The sequence below is a fragment of the Micrococcus sp. HOU01 genome (assembly GCF_035609305.1).
Lineage (GTDB): Bacteria > Actinomycetota > Actinomycetes > Actinomycetales > Micrococcaceae > Micrococcus > Micrococcus luteus.
Genome location: NZ_CP141211.1, coordinates 1,623,592 through 1,642,326, shown reverse-complemented (window position 1 = coordinate 1,642,326; position 18,735 = coordinate 1,623,592). Strand labels below are relative to the sequence as shown.

Sequence of the window (18,735 nt, the reverse complement as noted above, 5' to 3'; positions counted from 1 at the left end):
CCGATGCCCCGTCCCCGCCAGAGGAGCACCCCCATGACCACCGCCCCCGCCACCGCCGGCCGCGAGCGCCGGACAAGCGACGTCGTCGTGATCGGCGCCGGCCCGGCCGGCCTCATGGCCGCCCGCACCGCGAAGGCTCAGGGCCTGTCCGTCACCGTCCTCGAGGCGCGCCGGCGCGTCGGCGGCCGCACCTGGAACGGCCTGGTCGAGGGCACGGACGGCAAGGACCACTTCATCGAGATCGGCGGCCAGTGGATCTCCCCGGACCAGACCCGCCTCATCTCCCTGGTGGAGGAGCTCGGCCTGCCCACGTTCTCCCGCTTCCGCGACGGTCGCAACGTCTATGTGGACCCGCGCGGAGAACGCCACGTCTACGACGGCCTCGACTTCCCGGTGGCCGAGAAGACGCACCGGGAGATGGATCGCCTGATCGCCAAGATCGACGAACTGACCGCCGAGATCGACGCCGCCGCCCCGTGGGAGCACCCGCGGGGCGCCGAGCTGGACACGATCTCCTTCCGCCACTGGCTGGAACAGGAGTCGGACGACCCGGAGGCCATCGACAACGTCTCCATCTACATCGCCTCCGGCATGCTGACCAAGCCCTCCCACACCTTCTCCATGCTCCAGGCGCTGCTCATGGCCGCCTCGGCCGGGTCGTTCCGCAATCTGGTGGACGAGGACTTCATCCTGGACCAGCGCGTCGAGGGCGGCATGCAGTCCGTGTCCCTGGCCATGGCCGCCGAGCTGGGCGACGACGTCGTCCTCGGCCAGCCGGTGCGCACCCTGCGCTGGGCCGAGCCGGACCCGTCCACCGCGGACGAAAAGAACGGGGTGGCCGCGGACGTGCGCAACGGCGTGGCGCACGACGGCGCCGCCGGCGACGTCGTGGCACTCACCGACGACTACGAGGTGCACGCCCGCTACGCGGTCCTGGCCGTCCCGCCGAACCTCTACAGCCGCATCTCCTTCGAGCCGCCGATGCCGCGCGAGCAGCAGATCGCGCACCAGCACATCTCCATGGGCCTGGTCATCAAGGTGCACGCCGTGTACGAGACCCCGTTCTGGCGCGAGGAGGGCCTGTCCGGCACGTGCTTCGGCGGGGGCCGTCTCGTCCAGGAGATCTATGACAACACCAACCGCGGCGAGAACCTGGCCGGCGGCGCCCCGGGCGAGGAGGACCCGCACGGCACCCTCGTCGGCTTCGTCTCCGACGTGTACGCGGAGCAGATGTGGGCGCTGCCGGAGGAGGAGCGCAAGGCCGCGATCCTCGGCGCCATGGCCGAGTACCTCGGCCCCCGGACTCTCGAGCCGATCGCGTTCTTCCTCTCGGACATGGCGGCCGAGGAGTGGACCCGAGGCGCCTACGCCACCAGCTACGACCTCGGCGGGCTCTCCCGCTGGGGCCACCTCCAGAACCGCCCGACCGGTCCCATCCACTACGCGTGCTCGGACATCGCCGCCGAGGGCTACCAGCACGTGGACGGTGCGATCCGGATGGGCGAGGCCGCCGCCCTGGCCATCGCCGAGCGGGACGCCACCGACGCGGGGCAGCCCACCGGCTGACCGGCCCGACGGACAAGGACATCCTGATGAGCGCATCCACCCCACGACGCCGCGTCGTCGACAGCGAGGGGCACGAGCACGTGTACCCGACCACCTCCGCCATGGAGCAGGTCAACCTGCTCAACCCGGGCGGGGTGAGCAACAAGGGGCTCCAGGCCGGCAAGGTCGGCCTCCTCGGGGCGGTGGTGATCGGCGTCTCAGTCGTCGCCCCCGCCTACACGTTGACCTCGGGCCTCGGGCCGACCATCAGCACCGTCGGCACCCACGTGCCCGCGATCCTGCTGCTCGGCTTCATCCCGATGCTCCTGGTGGCCCTCGGCTACCGGGCGCTGAACACGCAGGTGCCGGACTCCGGCACGTCCTTCACCTGGGCCACGCACGCCTTCGGGCCGTATGTCGGGTGGATGGGCGGCTGGGGGCTCATCGCCGCCTCCGTGATCGTGCTGTCCAACCTGGCAGCCGTCGCCGTCGACTTCACGTTCCTGCTGCTCGCCCAGATCACCGGGAGCCAGGCCATCGCGGACCTGGCCGGCAACCTGTGGGTCAACATCCCCCTGACCCTGGTGTACCTGGCCCTGGCCGGATGGATCTCGCACCGCGGCATGGAGACCACCAAGCACCTGCAGTACATCCTGGTGGCCTTCCAGATCCTGGCCCTCGGGGCGTTCGCCGTCGCCGCCCTGACGCAGTCCTCCCGGGGTGCAGGCTTCGACCCCACTCCGGTGCAGCTGGACTGGTTCAACCCGTTCACCGCGGGCGACTTCAGTGTGGTCGCGGCCGGCGTCTCCCTGTCCATCTTCCTGTTCTGGGGCTGGGACGTGACCCTCACGATGAACGAGGAGACCAAGGACCCCGAGCGCACCCCCGGCCGGGCCGCCGCCGTCACCGTGTTCGTCATCATCGCCGTCTACATCCTGTCCGCCCTGGCTGTGATCTCCTGGGCGGGCATCGGCTCCGAGGGCCTGGGCGCGGGCAATCCGGACAACCAGGAGTCGATCTTCGCGGTCCTCGCGGGCCCGATCCTCGGCCCCTTCGCCGTGATCATGTCCAGCGCGATCCTCGTCAGCTCCCTGGCCTCCCTGCAGTCGACCATGGTCTCCCCGGCCCGCACCCTGCTGGCGATGGGCTTCTACCGGGCCGTGCCCGCGCGCTTCGCCGAGCTGAGCCCTCGGTTCAACAGCCCGGCCTTCGCGACCTGGGTGTGCGCGGGTTTCGCCGGCCTCTTCTACGTCGTCACGCGGCTGCTCTCCGAGAACGCCCTGTGGGACACCATCACCGCCCTGGGCCTGATGATCTGCTTCTACTACGGCATCACCGCCCTGGCCTGCGTCTGGTACTTCCGCCGCGAGTGGTTCACCTCCATGGGCAACGCCCTCACCACCTTCCTGTTCCCGCTGATCGGCGGCCTCGTGCTGCTGGTGATGTTCTGCGTGACCGCGCTGGACTCCACCGACCCCGGCTACGGCTCCGGCTCCTCCGTGTTCGGCGTCGGCACGGTGTTCATCCTGGGCACGGGCGTGCTGGCCATCGGCGTGGTACTCATGATGTGGACGCGGTTGCGCCACCCGGCCTACTTCCGTGGCGAGACCCTGCCGCAGACGGACTCGACCCGACCCATCCCGATCATCCGTCCGGACGACGACGGCACTGCCGTGGTCCGGGACCCCAACGAGAGGACCCACTCATGAGCACCCCCACCGGCTATCGCGTGCAGGACCCCAGCACCGACCAGGTCGTGGAGACGTTCCCCGCCCTCGCCGACGGTGAGGTCGACCAGGTGCTGGCCGCCGCCGAGACCGCCCAGCGCGCATGGGCCGCCCGCCCCATCGAGGAGCGCGCCCCCATCGTGCAGAAGGTGGCGGACCTCTTCGAGGAGCGCAAGGACGAGCTCGCGCAGATCATCGCCACCGAGATGGGCAAGCGCGTGACCGAGGGCGTCGAGGAGGCGGAGTTCAGCTCGGCCATCTTCGGCTACTTCGCGGACAAGGGCCCCACCCTCGCCGCGGACCGCCCCATCGAGACCTTCGAGGGCGGCCGCGCCATGATCCGCCACCTGCCCCTGGGTGTGCTGCTGGGCGTCATGCCGTGGAACTTCCCGTACTACCAGATCGCCCGTTTCGCCGCGCCGAACCTCATGCTCGGCAACGCGATCGTGCTCAAGCACGCCGAGATCTGCCCGCGCTCGGCCCTGGCCGTGCAGCAGATCATGGACGACGCCGGCGTGCCGGCCGGCGTGTACACCAACGTGTTCGCCACGCACGACCAGATCGCCGAGTTCATCGCCGACCCGCGCGTGGCCGGCGTCTCCCTGACCGGCTCCGAGCGGGCCGGCTTCGTGATCGGCGCGCTCGCGGGCCAGCACCTCAAGAAGGCCGTCCTCGAGCTCGGCGGCTCGGACCCGTACATCGTGCTCGACGCCGAGGACCCGGTCGAGGCCGCCCGCACCGCGTGGGCGACCCGCATGTACAACATGGGCCAGGCCTGCAACTCCAACAAGCGCATGATCGTCTCGGCGGACATCCATGACGCCTTCGTGGCCGAGCTGGTGTCCCTGGCCGAGGCCATGAAGCCCGGTGAGGCCACCGACGAGGACCCGACGGTCTTCACCCCGCTGTCCTCGCGCGGTGCCGCCGAGGGACTGGCCGAGCAGGTGGAGCGGGCCCGTCAGCAGGGGGCGACCGTCCACGTCGGCGGGACCGTCACGGACGAGGCGGGCGCTCGCTTCGCCCCGGCCGTGATCACGGGCGTCACCTCCGAGATGGACGCCTACCGCGAGGAGCTCTTCGGCCCCGTCGCCGTCGTCTACAAGGTGGAGTCCGCGGACGAGGCGCTCGCCCTCGCCAACGACTCCCAGTACGGCCTGGGCGGCGCCGTGTTCTCCCAGGACGTGGCCCAGGCCGAGCGGATCGCCCGACAGCTCGAGGTCGGCATGGCCAACGTCAACACGCCGGCGGGCGAAGGGGCGGAGATCCCGTTCGGCGGCGTCAAGCGATCCGGCTTCGGCCGCGAGCTCGGCCCGCTCGGCATGGACGAGTTCGTCAACAAGCAGATGTACTTCGTCCAGGACTGACACCCCCACGACGACGGGCCCGCCTCCGGTGACCGGAGGCGGGCCCGTCCGCGTCCCGCCGACGTGGCGGGAGCGATGGGTCAGCGACGCGCCAGACGTTCCAGCAGACGTTCTTCTGCGTCCTCGCCCGGGGTGATCCCGCGCGGGATGCGGAAGAGGAAGACGAAGCCGAGCAGCCACCACAGGCCGAAGAAGGCATAGGCCATCGGGGCGATGGAGGCGGGCATCCCCGGGATGTAGAGGCTGAGCAGCCCCGCTGTGAGGATCACACCGGTCACCCCCAGCACGCGTCCGGCGGTCGCGCCGCCCGCGCGGAAGGGGCGGTCCATCTCCGGCTCGCGGCGGCGCAGGAGCAGGAACACGACGCAGACCATCATGTAGGTGAACACGATGGACGGGGAGCCGGAGTCCACGAACCAGCCCAGGGCGCCCGCGCCGAAGAACGGCGCCGCGATGGAGAGCACGCCGATGAACAGCACCGCGTTCGACGGGGTCCGGTACTTCGGGTGGATGTATCCGAACCAGCGGGGCAGCATGCCCGAGACGCCCATTGCGTAGAGCAGGCGGGCCGCGCCCATGAGCAGGGCGATCCAGGAGGTGAGGATGCCGGCCATGCCTCCCACGAGCAGCACGTTGGCCATGGCCGGGCTGTGGAACAGGGCCGCCATGGCGTCAGCCGTCACGAGGTCGGCGTTCACGAGCTGCTCACGGGGCATCGAGGACGCGTTCGTCAGGATCACCATGATGTACCAGAGGGTCGCGGCGGCCACCGAGACGATGATCATCACGCCCATGCGGCGAGGGGGCATGTTGAGCTCCTCGGCCGACTGGGGGATGACGTCGAAGCCCACGAAGAGGAACGGCACGACGATCATCACCGTGAACAGGCCCCGGGCGTCCGTGAAGAGCGGCTCGAAGTTCGCGACGGAGCCACCCGTTCCGGCCCCGAACACCAGGAGGGCGCCGATGACGAGCAGCGTCGCGACCACGATCGTCTGCACGATGCCGGCCAGTTTGACGCCGATGTAGTTGATCCAGGTGATGACCACGGCAGCCCCGGCGCCGACCAGCGCCCAGACGAGGTAGACGTCCGAGCCGAAGGCATTCCACAGCGGGATCGACTTGATCTCGGGCCAGATGTATGCGGCGGTGCGGGGGAGGGCGACGGCCTCGAACGCGACGATCGAGATGTAGCCGCCCGTGATGCCCCACGAGCCGAGGAAGCTCCACCGCGCGCCCATGCCACGCAGCAGGAAATGGTGCTCGCCGCCGGCCTTCGGGATCGCTGCGACGAGCTCGGCGTACACCAGCGCGACGACGGTCATGATCAGGCCGCCGGAGACGATCGCGATGATCGAGCCCAAGGTGCCGGCGTCCTTGAGCCAGCCGCCCACGAGGACGACCCAGCCGAAGCCGATCATGGCGCCGAAGCCCATGGCGTAGGCGTCGAGCGACGAGAGGGTCTTCTTGAGACCCGGCCCTGACACGGGCGGGGAGGAGGTCACGTGGCTCATGGAGCCCCCTTTCTCGGGGATGGGGAAGTGATGACCGCCATATTCTCCCCGATCGTCGGCCAGGGTCGTCTCCGTCAGCGACGAGCATGTCGCACAGCGGGTTCTAGGCTGGCGCGCCCTTGTCCCTTCATCCGGGGCGTGGCCATCATGGACCGGATCCCCGTCGAGAACTGCAGAATCGAGAATGTCTGATGTACCCCACCCCGATGACCTTCGACGTGGCGCGCGCCGGCCGCGCTCTCGCCCAGGTCAGTGTCCGCACCCTGGCCACCGCGGCCGGTCTCGAGAAGGAGCAGCTGCGCCGCTTCGAGAAGGGGCTGGCCGACCTGCGGGTGGACGAGCGTCTGCGTCTGGAGAAGGCCCTGCTGAAGTACGGCGTCGGGCTGGTCCCGGAGGACGAGTTCGGCGGCACGGGGGTCCGCCGGATCTTCACCGCCGAGAAGTCCCGGCGCATCGAGGCCATGGAGAACGAAGGCGGCCCCGCGTACGAGGACGACATCTGAGTCCTCCGCCGACAGGCGGACGGCCCCGCATCCCGGGCAGGGATGCGGGGCCGTCGTCGTCGGTTCGCCGGTGGCGGGGCTCAGGCGGACTGCAGCGCCTTCGTGACCTCGCTCAGGCCCTCCTTGAGGAGGTCTTCACCGATGGTCAGCGGCGGCAGGAAGCGGACGACGTTGCCGTAGGTGCCGCAGGTGAGCAGGATGACGCCGGTGGCGCGCACGGCCGCGGCCACGGTGGCGGTCAGCGTCGCGTCCGGCTCGCCGGTGGCGGGGTCCACGAACTCGATCGCCATCATCGCGCCGCGGCCGCGGACCTCGGCGATGCGGTCGTCGGCGTTCTGCGCGAAGTGCTCGCGGATGACCTGCTCGATCCGGCGGGCCTTCTCCAGGAGACCGTCCTCCTCGACGGCCTCGAACACGGCGAGCGCCGCCGCCGTGGCGACGGGGTTGCCGCCGTAGGTGCCCCCGAGGCCGCCCGGGTGCACGGAGTCCATCACCTCGGCGCGGCCGGTGACGCCGGAGAGCGGCATGCCGCCGGCGATGCCCTTGGCGGTCGCCATCAGGTCCGGCTCGATGTCCTTGGTCTCGGAGGCGAACCAGGCGCCGGTGCGGGCGATGCCGGACTGGACCTCGTCCGCGATGAACAGGACGTCGTTGGCCTTGCACCACTCGACCACGGCCGGCAGGAAGCCCTCGGCCGGGACGATGAAGCCGCCCTCGCCCTGGATCGGCTCCATGATCACGGCGGCCAGGTTGTCGGCACCGATCTGCTTCTCCAGCGCGGAGATGGCGCGCTGCGCGGCCTCGGCGCCGGACAGGCCGTCCCGCAGCGGGTAGGAGCCGGGCACGCGGTAGATCTCGGGGGCGAACGGTCCGAAGCTGTGCTTGTAGGGCATGGACTTGGCGGTCAGCGCCATCGTCAGGGTGGTGCGGCCATGGTAGGCGTGGTCGAACGCGGCCACGGCCTGCCTGCCGGTGTAGGCGCGGGCCACCTTGACAGCGTTCTCCACGGCCTCGGCGCCGGAGTTGAACAGGGCGGTGCGGGTCTCGCCGGGGATCGGGCAGGTGCGGTCCAGCTGCTCGGCCACGGCCACGTAGCCCTCGTAGGGGGTGATCATGAACGAGGTGTGGGTGAACTGCGCGACCTGCTCCTGGACGGCGGCCACGACGCGCGGGTGGGAGGCGCCCACGGAGGTGACGGCGATGCCGGAGGCCAGGTCGATCAGGCGGTTGCCGTCCACGTCCTCGAGGATGCCGCCCTCGGCGCGGGCCGCGTACACCGGCATGGTGGTGGCCACTCCGGCCGGGACGGCGCGCTTCTGGCGCTCGGCGAGCTCACGGGAGCGAGGGCCGGGCAGCTCGGTGGCCAGATGGCGGGTCTGCTCGAGGTCAGGGGTGGCGGTCATGGGGATGCCTCCTGGGGACGGCTCACGGGGAGCGGGGACGACGGGTGGGCGCGACGACGACGCGTCGGGCCGCGTCCTCTCATGGTGGGGCGTCGAGTCCATGCCGTCCAGTGATGATCTGGCATGGCGGCTATGCTCATCCGGCATGGAGGAGAAACTGCTCCGGGCCTTCGTCACGGTGGCCGAGGTCGGCACGGTCTCGGGGGCCGCGATCCGCCTGGATCTCGTGCAGTCCGCGCTCAGTCGGCAGCTGCAGCGGCTTCAGCGTGAGCTGCGCCTGCCCCTGTTCGCCCGGGTCGGCGGCCGGCTCGAGCTGACGACGGCCGGCGAGGCGTTCCTCCCGGTGGCGCGCGAGGTCCTCGTCGCCCATCGCCGGGCGGAGCAGGCGGCCCGCACGCTCGCCTCCGGTCGGCTCACGGACGTGGCCGTGGCCGCACCGGGCACCACCCTCATCGACGTCGTGCTGCCGTTCGTGGCCACCTTCGGCGAGGAGGACCCGCGCCCGCGCGTCGCGGAGACCCAGCTGGACAACTCGCTGCTCGACGCCGTCGCGCGGCACAACCTCGTGGTGATGCCGACGGTGCCGCCGCCCTCCGTCGCGTCGCTGCCGCTGATGGACCTGCCGGTCTGGGCGTACGTCGCCCCGGGTCACCCCTGGGCGGGCCGGACGCGGGTGTCCCTCGATGACCTCGTGGCCCAGCCGGTCGTCGCGCCCGCCCGCACCTTCATGGCGCGGCGCGTCCTCGACGGCGCCGTGGCCGTGGCGGGCCTCACGCCACCGGCCCTCACCGAGGCGAACTCCGGGCGGGTGGCCCAGGCCCTGGTCGCGACGGGGGCGGGTGTCACCGTCGTCACTGAGGACCCGGCCTTCGGGCTGACGCCGGTGCGGGTCATCGCGCAGGGGCGGGCGCTCGCGGTGCGACTGCACGCGGCGTGGCGGGAGGATCACTTCGCCGCCGAGACGCTGGAGGCGATCGCCCGCCGGCTGCAGGCCTTCGTCTGGGACCGCTATGCGGAGCCCGTGGATGCGGCGTCTCACATGAAGAGTGAGTGAATTCTGCGGCTGTGGCCAGGTGGCGCTCAACAAATGCACATGTGGCAGATAGGGTCGAGGTGTCCGTGACCCGCGTCACCTGCATCCACCCCGGGTGGCGCGACGCCCGCACCGCCGAACCGGAGGACCCCATGTCCCTGCAGTTCCCCGCCCGCCTGTCCGCCGCCGCCCTCGGTGCCGCCGTCCTCGTCGGCGTCGCCGCCGCCCCGGCCCACGCCGCCACCTGGACGCCCGAGCACGGCACCCCGTCCGGCACGTTCGTCAGTGCCGACGACAACCTGATGGAGTTCGTCCTCTACGACAACTTCGCGACCGAGGACATCCGTGCCGTCGTCGTCACCGCGTCGGGGGAGGAAACCGAGATCCAGGTCGACTTCATCACCGAGGACGACATGGGCGCCGTGTTCATGCACGACATCGAGCAGGTCCTCGGCGGCGACCTGGCGCAGCCCTACGAGGTGCACGTCTACGGCGCCGGCCAGCTCGCCTTCGGCGCGGCCTTCGCCGCCGACGGCACCATGACCCCGATCGAGGCCGAGGAGTTCATCCCGTTCGAGGACTGGGCCGAGGTCGCCACGTGGCGCGTCTACACGGACCAGAACGCGACCGTCGTCGAGTCCCTCGTGACCGAGGACGGCGGCGTGCCGAGCCCGATCGACGCCGAGCTCACCGTGGCGCCGAAGCACGGGACCGTCGAGATCGGCGGGACCTCCTTCGGCTACACCCCGGAGAAGGACTTCCTCGGGACCGACACCTTCACCGTGGTGATGACCGCGAACGGCGTCACCCGTACGGTCGAGTTCACCGTGGAGGTGCTCGACCTGCCGGGCGACTCCACGCCCACCCCGATCGACCCGGCGCCCGCCCCCGAGCCGCAGCCGGAGCCGGAGCCGGCTCCGGAACCCGAGCCCGCCCCCGAGCCGGCTCCGGAACCCGAGCCCGCCCCGGAGGGGCCGGCCGATCCCGCCCCGGCACCCGAGGAGCCCGCCGAGCCCGAGGAGCCCGCCGAGCCGGTCGTCGACGAGGACGAGCCCGCCGCCCCGGCCCCCGAAGAGCCGGCCGAGGACGGGCACACCGTCCCGGACACGGTCGAGACCGGCAACGGTTCCGCGTGGGGCCTGGCCGCCATCGGAGCCCTGGCCGCCGGCGTTCTGGTGCGCCTGCGCCGCACCTTCAGCCTGGCCTGACCCGCGCCGAGGCGGCCGGGACGCACCCGCGTCCCGGCCGCCTCGGCCGTCCCGAACGGACGACGCGCCGGGCTGAGGCCGGAGCGCATGAGACCATGCCGTCGTCGGACGCGGCCCAGGCGGGTCTGGCCGATACACACGAGGGGAGAACCCGGATGAACACCACCGTCCGACGCGCCCTGTGGGTGGTCCTGGTGCTGCTGTGCCTGGGACTCGTGTTCCTCGCGCTGCGCGGGATGCTGGCGGTCGGCGCCGTGCCGATCAGCGCTGCCCCCACCCTCAGCGCCACGGCGTCCGAGACCCCGTCGCCGTCGTCGTCGTCAGCACGCCCCACGCCCAGCCCCGCACCGACGGCGACGCCGAGCCCGTCCTCGGCGGCACCCACGCGGGAGGCGGCGGTCCCCGTCGAGACCCAGGAGCCCGCCGACACACCCGCGCCGTCCGAGGAGTCGACGCCCACCGGGGAGTCGACGCCCACCGAGGAGCCGACGACCACCGAGGAGTCGACGCCCACCGAGGAGCCGACGCCCACCGAGGAGCCGGCCCCTGCTGCGGCCGCCCACCTCTCCGGCCCCGCCGCCCCGTGGGACGAGATCACGGCGACGCCCGTGCACGTGGACGTCCACCAGGACGGCGAGCAGATCGTCGGAGCGGGGATCGACCTGACGCAGTTGGACGAGGGCGGCGACCTGGACCCGGAGCCGCAGACGGTCGGCTGGTACGGTCCGCCGCAGTGGGGCACCACGCCGGGGGAGCGTTCCCAGTACGCGGGGGTACTGGCCGGGCACGTCGTCTACTACGGCGTGCGGGACGTGTTCTGGAACCTGGGCGACGTGCGGGCGGGCGCCGTCGTCGTGGTGACGTACGACGACGGCACGCAGGCCGCCTTCGAGGCGGATGCGGACGCGGTCTCGGTGGAGAAGGAGCAACTCACCCAGGATCCGGCGCACCGCTGGGCATGGGAGCCCGGGGGCGACGACGCGAAGGTCACGCTGATCACGTGCGACCTCGTGCCGGGCACCGGGATGGCCGGGAACGCCTTCAACAACTGGGTGGTGCAGGCCACCCGCGTCGCCTGAGGCCGCGGCGACCCCGGGGCCGGCAGGCCGGAGGGGTACCCTGGGGAGGCCGGGGCGGCCGACCGCGTCGGACCGCCATTGACCCCGTGACCGGGTGACGACCGCCGAGAGGACCTGCGCCCATGAGCCGAGCCGACATCGCCCCCGCCCGCGTGCGCCCCCGCCGCTGGAGCGTGGCCGTCGGAGGGGCGCTCCTGAGCATCACCCTGGCCACCGGCGGCTGCAGCGTCGCCGAGGAGCCCGGACAGACCGGTGGCACGGAGGCGGGGAACACCTACCTGGAGGGCGTGCTGGCCAGCCCCAGCCAGACGTCCGCCGACCCGCTCGCGGCGGACATCCAGTTCGCGGGTCTGCTGCTGCGCAACCACCGCGACGCGATCCAGCAGTCCGATGAGGTGCTGGGCAAGGACGGCGTGGACCAGGAGATCCGGGCCACCGCCGAACGGATGAAGTCCGAGCACGAGGAGCGGGCGCGCCGGCTCGAGTCGATGCTCGAGGGCTGGGGCGTCCCCTCGGATGACGTGCGCGGTGCGGGTGCCGAGTCGACCCCGTCTGCGCAGCCCGAGTCCACGGAGGACGCGGAGCCGACCCAGATCGTGGGCGACGAGTTGCGCGCCGGACTCCTGTCCGACCGGGAGAAGAACGTGCTGGCCGCCGCCGAGCCGGAGGAGGCAGGACGGATCTACCTGCTCCAGATGCGCCGCCTCTATCAGGGCGCGCTGACGATCTCCGCCACGGAGGCGGAGGACGGCTCGGACGACGCGGCGAAGGAGCTGGCCTCCAGCGTGGTCGAGGGCCATCGCAAGGAGCTGGAGAGTTTGGCCGCGACGCTCGGGGAGATGGGCGTGATCGGGTCGAGCGGGGCGCGCACGGCGGAACCGTCCGGGTTCACCGGCCCCATCAAGATCGAGGGCACCGGCGCCGACGGCGGCTCCGTCCCCTCGGACTTCGTCCCGGAGTCGGTGCAGGAGGTGCGCAACTTCCGCGCCACCCAGAAGCCGGTGCTGCCGTCGTCGAGCTCGCCCAGTTCCTCCGGCGCGTCGGGCTCCGCCAGCGCCTCCGGCCGGGACGCCGAGGACCAGCGGGGGCGGGACGCCGCGTCGGCGAGCCCGTCGCCCAGCCCGGCCGACACGGCGCAGGCCACCCCGCGCCCCTCCTCCGGGGCGAGCCCCTCGCCCAGCGCGTCCCGCTGACGCGCGGCGCCGGCCGGCCCGATCCGCATCGCGCGTCGCCGTGACCGAGTCGATAGCGCTTCGTCACCGGACAGTGACCCGCCTCACGTCCGCGCGGCGTAGATTCGTGCCGAAGCGGCGAGTGCGGCATCCGGTCGACCTCGGGCGTCCGAGCCGGAGAACCCTTCGGCCCGTCGCAGCACCGCACCCCTGGAGGAGCACGATGCGCACCGCCCGACCGACCCGCCTTGCCGCCGCCCTGGGCGCCGGCGTCCTTCTCACCGGCCTGGGGGCGACCCCCGCCCTCGCCTCACCCGCCCACCCCGCTGGATGGACCGCCGAGCACGACCTGCCCGGCGGATCCTTCCTCGTGGCCAGCGCGGAGGGTGAGACCGGTGCCTCCTTCGGCACCGAGTTCGAGGTGGACGAGTCCGACGTCCGCCTGACGGTGGCTCCGGCGCTGGAGGGGGAGGCCCGCGGCGCCGAGACCGAGGTCCCGTTCACGTACGACGACGAGTTGGAGCGCGGTGACTTCGACGTCGCCGCGGCCCGGCGGAGCCTGGGCGAGTCGGGGACCGGTCCCGTCGTCTACACCCTCTACGTCCTGGGCGGCGAGGTGGCCGCCCTCACCTACGGTCCGGACGCCGACCTCACCGACGCTGACCCGGGCGAGCCGCTGCGCGCCGACCAGCGTCATGAGCTCGGCTTCCACATGCTCCCCACCGCCTGGGACACCACCCTGCTCGCGGCGCCGGGGGAGCGACACGTGTTCATCTCCTCGTACACGGGCGATGAGGCGGCGCCGCTGACGCTCGTCGCGGGCCCGGCCGAGGGCCGGGTTGTCGAGGTGACGGAGGAGGAGACCGGCGGGCCGCGCGGCTACGTGTACCAGGCGCCCGAGGGCTTCACCGGATCCGACATTGTCACCCTGCGGGCCACGAGGGACGGCGTGACGACGACGCGGACGGTGACCGTGCGGTTCGGCGACCCCCGCGTGGACCTCTACGACTGGGAGAACGGGCGGATCCCGGGGTTCGTGACCTTCCCCGTGGCCGGTCTGTTCGACGACGCTCCGGCTCCGGGTCAGCCTGCCGATCCCGACACTCCCACCTCGCCGGCGGAGCCCGAGACCCCCGCGGAGCCTGCGGAGCCCGAGACCCCCGCGGAGCCTGCGGATCCCGAGACCCCCGCGGAGCCGGCCGAGGGCGAGCACACGGTGCCGGACGCGGTCGAGACCGGGCGTGGTCCGGCGGCGTGGCCCGTCGCCGTCGCGGTGCTGGCCGCGGGCGTCCTGGCCGTGGTGCGCCGGCACCGCGTCGCGGCCTGACCGCGCCGGTCAGCGGGGCGCGAGCAGCGCGCTCTTCTCCGGGTGCTCGTCGAACCACTGGGCGACGTACCAGCACATCGGCACGATGCGGCGGCCCCCTGCGGGGCCGCCGTTCGTCGCGATGTCCTCGACGGCGCCCGCGGTCAGCGCGGCGGCGTGGCCCCGGCCGCGGTGCACCGGGATGGTGAACGCGCGGTTCAGGGAGACGGCCGCGCCGTTGTCCCGGAAGTCGAGGACGGCGAGCAGTGTGCCGCCGTCGTGGAGCTCGTAGCGGGACTCGGCGTCATTGCGGGTGACGGTGGGGGAGGTGCTCATGCCGGGGCAACCCCCGGTGGTCACGGGGTATTCCGACGCCGGCCGGCGGCGGGCTCCTACATGTAGTGGTCCGCGGGGGTCGGACACGCCGCTCGCAGACGTGGCGAACTCGACTTTCCGGCTGTGGGGACCCGGCCCCGAGACCTCCACCGGCTGTGGACAGTCGACCTCGGTCCCGGCGTGTCCCGCATGTCCGCGCGGATCGTCTCGCACAGCAGGGTGTGGACAGGATGGGCAGAGGGTGGGGATACGTAACTACAGCGGTGTGACTACTACATGTAGGGATGGTTCCCGGCCGTGATCACTAGATGTAGTATCGACGCAGATGTTCGGCACGCCCCGCGATGCACCTCGCGAGCGCCGCGCCGACACCCGCAGACCACCAGAGACCACGAAAGAACAGGGATCGCCATGACCGTCACCGTGTACACCAAGCCGGCCTGCGTGCAGTGCAACGCCACCTACCGTGCACTGGACAAGAAGGGCATCGCCTACGAGGTCGTGGACATGTCCCAGGACCCCGCCGCCCTCGAGCGCGTCCGTGCCCTCGGCTTCATGCAGGCCCCCGTCGTCGTCACCGAGACCGACTCCTGGTCCGGCTTCCGCCCGGACAAGATCGCCGAGCTCGCCGAGTCCGCCGCGGCATCGGTGGCCTGACCGGAGCCGACATGACCGTCGCCGCGGACCCGAGCCACATCCGCTCGGCCGAGGCGCAGGGGCTCGTCCCCACCGACGCGGGACTGATCTACTTCTCCTCCGCCTCCAACTACACGCACCGCTTCGTCGAGAAGCTCGAGCTGCCCGAGGACCGGGTGGCTCGACTGCCGTTGATCACCCGGGAGCCCACCCTCGGGGCCACCGCCCCGTACGTCCTGATGACCCCCACCTACGGCGGGGGCAGCGGGCCGGGCGCGGTCCCGAAGCAGGTGATCAAGTTCCTCAACGTCCCGGAGAACCGTCACTGGATTCGGGGCGTGATCGCGTCCGGGAACACCAACTTCCATGAGGGCTACTGCCTGGCCGGCTACATCATCTCCCGCAAGTGCCAGGTGCCCCTCATGTACAAATTCGAGCTGATGGGCACGCCCGACGACGTCGAACGCGTCCGCGGCGGCCTGGAAGGACTGTGGACATGACCACCACCGCACCCACCGAGGCGGACCTCATCCGCCAGGCGAAGAACATGCCCGCCGAGTGGCAGAACCTCGGCTATCACGAGCTCAACGCCATGCTGAACCTCTACGGCGCCGACGGTCGCATCCAGTTCGAGGCCGACCACGCGGCCGCGCGCCAGTACTTCCTGCAGCACGTCAACACCAACACGGTGTTCTTCCACGACCTGGAGGAGAAGCTCGACTACCTGCAGAAGAACGACTACTACGAGACCGAGACGTTCGAGCAGTATCCCTTCGAGTTCATCCGGGGCCTGTTCGATCGTGCCTACAAGGCCAAGTTCCGCTTCCCGACCTTCCTCGGCGCGTTCAAGTTCTACACCTCGTACGCCCTGAAGACCTTCGACGGCAAGCGCTACCTCGAGCGCTACGAGGACCGCGTCGCCGTCGTCGCCCTCCACCTGGCCCGGGGCGACCAGGAGCTGGCCACCCACCTGGTGGACGAGATGATCGCCGGCCGCTTCCAGCCGGCCACCCCCACGTTCCTCAACTCGGGCAAGAAGCAGCGCGGTGAGCTCGTCTCCTGCTTCCTGCTGCGCATCGAGGACAACATGGAGTCGATCGCCCGCGGCATCAACTCCGCCCTGCAGCTGTCCAAGCGCGGCGGCGGGGTGGCGCTGTCGCTGACCAACATCCGCGAGCACGGCGCGCCCATCAAGCAGATCGAGAACCAGTCCTCCGGCGTCATCCCCGTGATGAAGCTCCTCGAGGACTCCTTCTCCTACGCCAACCAGCTCGGCGCGCGCCAGGGCGCCGGCGCGGTGTACCTCAACGCGCACCACCCGGACATCCACCGCTTCCTCGACACCAAGCGCGAGAACGCGGACGAGAAGATCCGCATCAAGACCCTCTCCCTCGGCGTCGTGATCCCGGACATCACGTTCCAGCTGGCGAAGAGGAACGAGGACATGTACCTGTTCTCGCCGTACGACGTCGAGCGTGTCTACGGGGTGCCGTTCTCCGAGATCTCCGTGACCGAGAAGTACTACGAGATGGTCGACGACGCGCGGATCAAGAAGACCAAGATCAACGCGCGCGAGTTCTTCCAGACCATCGCCGAGATCCAGTTCGAGTCCGGCTACCCGTACGTCGTGTTCGAGGACACCGTGAACGCCGCGAACCCGATCAAGGGCCGCATCACCATGTCCAACCTGTGCTCCGAGATCCTGCAGGTCTCCGAGGCCTCCGAGTACAACGAGGACCTGAGCTACGCCCACGTGGGCCAGGACATCTCCTGCAACCTCGGCTCGATGAACATCGCCAAGACCATGGACTCACCGGACTTCGGCCGGTCCGTGGAGACCGCGATCCGTGCGCTGACGGCCGTGTCGGTCATGTCCGACATCCAGTCGGTGCCGTCCATCGCCAAGGGGAACGCGGCCTCCCACGCCATCGGCCTGGGCCAGATGAACCTCCACGGCTACCTGGCGCGCGAGCGCGTCCACTACGGCTCGGAGGAGGGCATCGACTTCACGAACATGTACTTCTACGCGGTGCTGTTCCACGCGGTGCGGGCCTCGAACCGGATCGCGATCGAGACCGGCCAGCGGTTCGGCGGGTTCGAGGACTCGAAGTACGCCTCGGGGGAGTTCTTCGACAAGTACACGGACCAGGAGTGGGCGCCCGCCACCGAGCGCGTCGCCGAGCTGTTCGCGGACGCCGGCATCGCCCTGCCCACGCAGGACGACTGGCGTGAGCTGAAGGCCTCCGTCATGGAGCACGGCATCTTCAACCGCAACCTGCAGGCCGTCCCGCCGACGGGCTCGATCTCCTACATCAACAACTCGACCTCCTCGATCCACCCGGTGGCCTCGAAGATCGAGATCCGCAAGGAGGGCAAGCTCGGCCGCGTGTACTACCCGGCGCCGTACCTGACGAACGAGAACCTCGAGTACTACGAGGACGCGTACGAGATCGGCTACGAGAAGATCATCGACACGTACGCCGCCGCCACGCAGCACGTGGACCAGGGCCTGTCCCTGACGCTGTTCTTCAAGGACACGGCCACCACCCGTGACCTGAACCGCGCGCAGATCTACGCGTGGACGAAGGGCATCAAGACGATCTACTACATCCGCCTGCGCCAGCTCGCGCTGGAGGGCACCGAGGTCGAGGGCTGCGTGAGCTGCATGCTCTGACAGCCGGCCCTTCGTGGCGGGAAATCCCGCGTATTCCGCGCTTCTGAGCGCGGGTGCGCTCGATTTCCCGCCGCGAAGTGGAGCGGCGCGCCTGGCCGGGCGGGGCGGGCAGGCCTGGGCGGCCCCCGCCCCGTATCCTCCTGGCATGAGCACGGTGACCAAGCAGATCGCCCGGCACATGGCGCCCGGGGCCGCTCCGCGGATCCGCGACTGGGTGCGCGCGGGGCAGGACGTCATGCTCGGCTTCGACGGCTACCTCGGCTCCGGGCTGGTGCGCCTGGAGCGGGACTCGCACGTGTGGCACATGGTGTACCGGTTCGCCGACGACGCCACGTGCCGCGCGTGGGAGGAGTCGCCTGAGCGGGCGGCCTGGGCGGCGCAGATGGCCGGCCAGGTGGTGTCCGAGCAGGTCAGTGCGCGGACCGGGCTCGAGGCCTGGTTCGACCCGGCGGAGCTCGCCGACCCCGTCACCCCGCCCCGGTGGAAGCAGATGATCGTGATCTTCTCCGGGTTCTTCCCCATGAGCCTGCTCGGCCAGTGGCTGCTGTCCCACGTCCTGCCGGCAGAGGTGCCCCTGCCGCTGCGGGTGCTCGCGAACGTCGTGCTGGTGATGCCGTTCATGGTCTACCTCGTGCTGCCCGCCCTCACCCGCTGGGCCGACCCCTGGCTGCGCCGCGGCCTCAAGCGCACGAACTGACGGGAGGCTCGGCGCTCAGGGTCCGGTGCAGGCCAGAATGGTGATCATGAGCAGTCCAACACAGTCCTGGGCCCGCCGGAAGCGCGGGGCACAGCATGCAACGGATGATGACGTCGCGCCCGGCGACTTCACGACCCGAGCCTTCGCCACCATTCTCGGCACCCTCACGGAGCGCACGCCGATCGCGCAGGACTACGAGGATCGTCACGGGCAGCGACGGAACGTCTGGTACTCGTCGCAGCGGCAGCACATGGTCCGGTGGTTCAGCACGCAGTCGACCAACGGATCCGGCGCGTACACCCGTGGGACGCCCAACACCTCCGCGCGGCGGGCGTACAACCGGCTCCTGTGCAGCGAGGCGATCCTCTGGATCGCCGAGGCCCTGGGAGCAGACGAGGCCACGGTGAGGGAAGCCGCCGACGCGGCCGCAGCGGAGTCTGACCACCGACGCCGGTGCGGCAAGATCCGCGCCGTCTTGCCGTGGGACATGATCGTCGGCCTGGCCGCGCAGCCGGAGGGCTGGCGCCGCTGAACCGCT

General features: G+C 70.9%; 17 protein-coding genes. 14 read left to right on the top strand and 3 right to left on the bottom strand.

All coding sequences use genetic code 11. The annotated features are described in order from the left end of the window. The first annotated feature begins 33 nt into the window (after window positions 1–33). The 3 genes from SOY78_RS07490 to SOY78_RS07480 are packed head-to-tail and all read left to right on the top strand — an operon-like array spanning window position 34 to window position 4,636. Window positions 34–1,566, top strand: a complete 1,533-nt coding sequence (locus SOY78_RS07490) for a flavin monoamine oxidase family protein (protein WP_324701379.1) — start codon at window positions 34–36, stop codon at window positions 1,564–1,566. A 26-nt stretch (window positions 1,567–1,592) separates the two neighbouring features. Next, complete coding sequence (locus SOY78_RS07485; protein WP_324701378.1) at window positions 1,593–3,254, top strand: APC family permease; 1,662 nt, start codon at window positions 1,593–1,595, stop codon at window positions 3,252–3,254. Further along, window positions 3,251–4,636 (top strand): NAD-dependent succinate-semialdehyde dehydrogenase, encoded by a 1,386-nt coding sequence (locus SOY78_RS07480; protein WP_324701377.1) that lies wholly within the window; start codon window positions 3,251–3,253, stop codon window positions 4,634–4,636. The genes SOY78_RS07485 and SOY78_RS07480 overlap by 4 nt, the downstream gene beginning before the upstream one ends. An 80-nt stretch (window positions 4,637–4,716) precedes the next feature. On the opposite strand, the gene SOY78_RS07475 is transcribed toward SOY78_RS07480, so the two are convergent. Continuing rightward, on the bottom strand, window positions 4,717–6,150 hold the full coding sequence (locus SOY78_RS07475) for an APC family permease (RefSeq protein ID WP_324701376.1): 1,434 nt from the start codon (window positions 6,148–6,150) through the stop codon (window positions 4,717–4,719). A 191-nt stretch (window positions 6,151–6,341) separates the two neighbouring features. Here SOY78_RS07475 and SOY78_RS07470 point away from each other — a divergent pair, with 191 nt between their 5' ends. Further along, window positions 6,342–6,653, top strand: a complete 312-nt coding sequence (locus SOY78_RS07470; RefSeq protein ID WP_063189604.1) for a hypothetical protein — start codon at window positions 6,342–6,344, stop codon at window positions 6,651–6,653. An 80-nt stretch (window positions 6,654–6,733) separates the two neighbouring features. Here SOY78_RS07470 and gabT read toward each other — a convergent pair whose 3' ends face one another. After that, complete coding sequence (gabT, locus tag SOY78_RS07465; protein ID WP_324701375.1) at window positions 6,734–8,056, bottom strand: 4-aminobutyrate--2-oxoglutarate transaminase; 1,323 nt, start codon at window positions 8,054–8,056, stop codon at window positions 6,734–6,736. Window positions 8,057–8,201: 145 nt separating this feature from the next. Between gabT and SOY78_RS07460 the strand changes: the two genes are divergently transcribed. The 5 genes from SOY78_RS07460 (at window position 8,202) to SOY78_RS07440 (ending at window position 13,875) form a co-directional block, all read left to right on the top strand. After that, entirely contained in the window at window positions 8,202–9,110 is a 909-nt protein-coding gene (locus tag SOY78_RS07460; protein WP_324701374.1) for a LysR family transcriptional regulator, read from the top strand. 65 nt (window positions 9,111–9,175) lie between these two features. Next, entirely contained in the window at window positions 9,176–10,297 is a 1,122-nt protein-coding gene (locus tag SOY78_RS07455; protein WP_324701373.1) for an Ig-like domain-containing protein, read from the top strand. Between the two features lie 155 nt (window positions 10,298–10,452). After that, window positions 10,453–11,376: a class F sortase gene (locus SOY78_RS07450; protein WP_036381619.1), complete on the top strand. Its 924-nt coding sequence runs from the start codon at window positions 10,453–10,455 to the stop codon at window positions 11,374–11,376. Window positions 11,377–11,498: 122 nt separating this feature from the next. After that, window positions 11,499–12,569 carry a DUF305 domain-containing protein gene (locus SOY78_RS07445; protein ID WP_036381622.1) on the top strand — a complete coding sequence of 357 codons (1,071 nt, stop codon included), beginning with the start codon at window positions 11,499–11,501 and terminating at the stop codon, window positions 12,567–12,569. 202 nt (window positions 12,570–12,771) lie between these two features. Then, window positions 12,772–13,875 (top strand): hypothetical protein, encoded by a 1,104-nt coding sequence (locus SOY78_RS07440; protein WP_144825541.1) that lies wholly within the window; start codon window positions 12,772–12,774, stop codon window positions 13,873–13,875. 9 nt (window positions 13,876–13,884) lie between these two features. Here the strand turns inward: SOY78_RS07440 and SOY78_RS07435 are convergent, their stop codons facing one another. Continuing rightward, a complete protein-coding gene (locus SOY78_RS07435; RefSeq protein WP_036338933.1) occupies window positions 13,885–14,190 on the bottom strand; it encodes a GNAT family N-acetyltransferase in 306 nt (101 codons plus the stop codon). Window positions 14,191–14,601: 411 nt separating this feature from the next. On the opposite strand from SOY78_RS07435, the gene nrdH reads away from it, so the two are divergent. The 5 genes from nrdH (at window position 14,602) to SOY78_RS07410 (ending at window position 18,729) form a co-directional block, all read left to right on the top strand. Beyond that, complete coding sequence (nrdH, locus tag SOY78_RS07430; protein ID WP_036313172.1) at window positions 14,602–14,847, top strand: glutaredoxin-like protein NrdH; 246 nt, start codon at window positions 14,602–14,604, stop codon at window positions 14,845–14,847. Between the two features lie 11 nt (window positions 14,848–14,858). After that, window positions 14,859–15,326 (top strand): class Ib ribonucleoside-diphosphate reductase assembly flavoprotein NrdI, encoded by a 468-nt coding sequence (nrdI, locus tag SOY78_RS07425; RefSeq protein WP_004167610.1) that lies wholly within the window; start codon window positions 14,859–14,861, stop codon window positions 15,324–15,326. 47 nt (window positions 15,327–15,373) lie between these two features. Beyond that, the gene (gene nrdE / locus SOY78_RS07420) at window positions 15,374–17,500 is read left to right on the top strand and encodes a class 1b ribonucleoside-diphosphate reductase subunit alpha (protein WP_416383418.1); all 2,127 of its coding nucleotides are present in this window, start codon (window positions 15,374–15,376) and stop codon (window positions 17,498–17,500) included. Between the two features lie 145 nt (window positions 17,501–17,645). Further along, the gene (locus SOY78_RS07415) at window positions 17,646–18,197 is read left to right on the top strand and encodes an antibiotic biosynthesis monooxygenase (RefSeq protein WP_324701371.1); all 552 of its coding nucleotides are present in this window, start codon (window positions 17,646–17,648) and stop codon (window positions 18,195–18,197) included. Window positions 18,198–18,243: 46 nt separating this feature from the next. Further along, window positions 18,244–18,729, top strand: a complete 486-nt coding sequence (locus SOY78_RS07410; RefSeq protein ID WP_101967806.1) for a hypothetical protein — start codon at window positions 18,244–18,246, stop codon at window positions 18,727–18,729. Window positions 18,730–18,735: the final 6 nt, after the last annotated feature.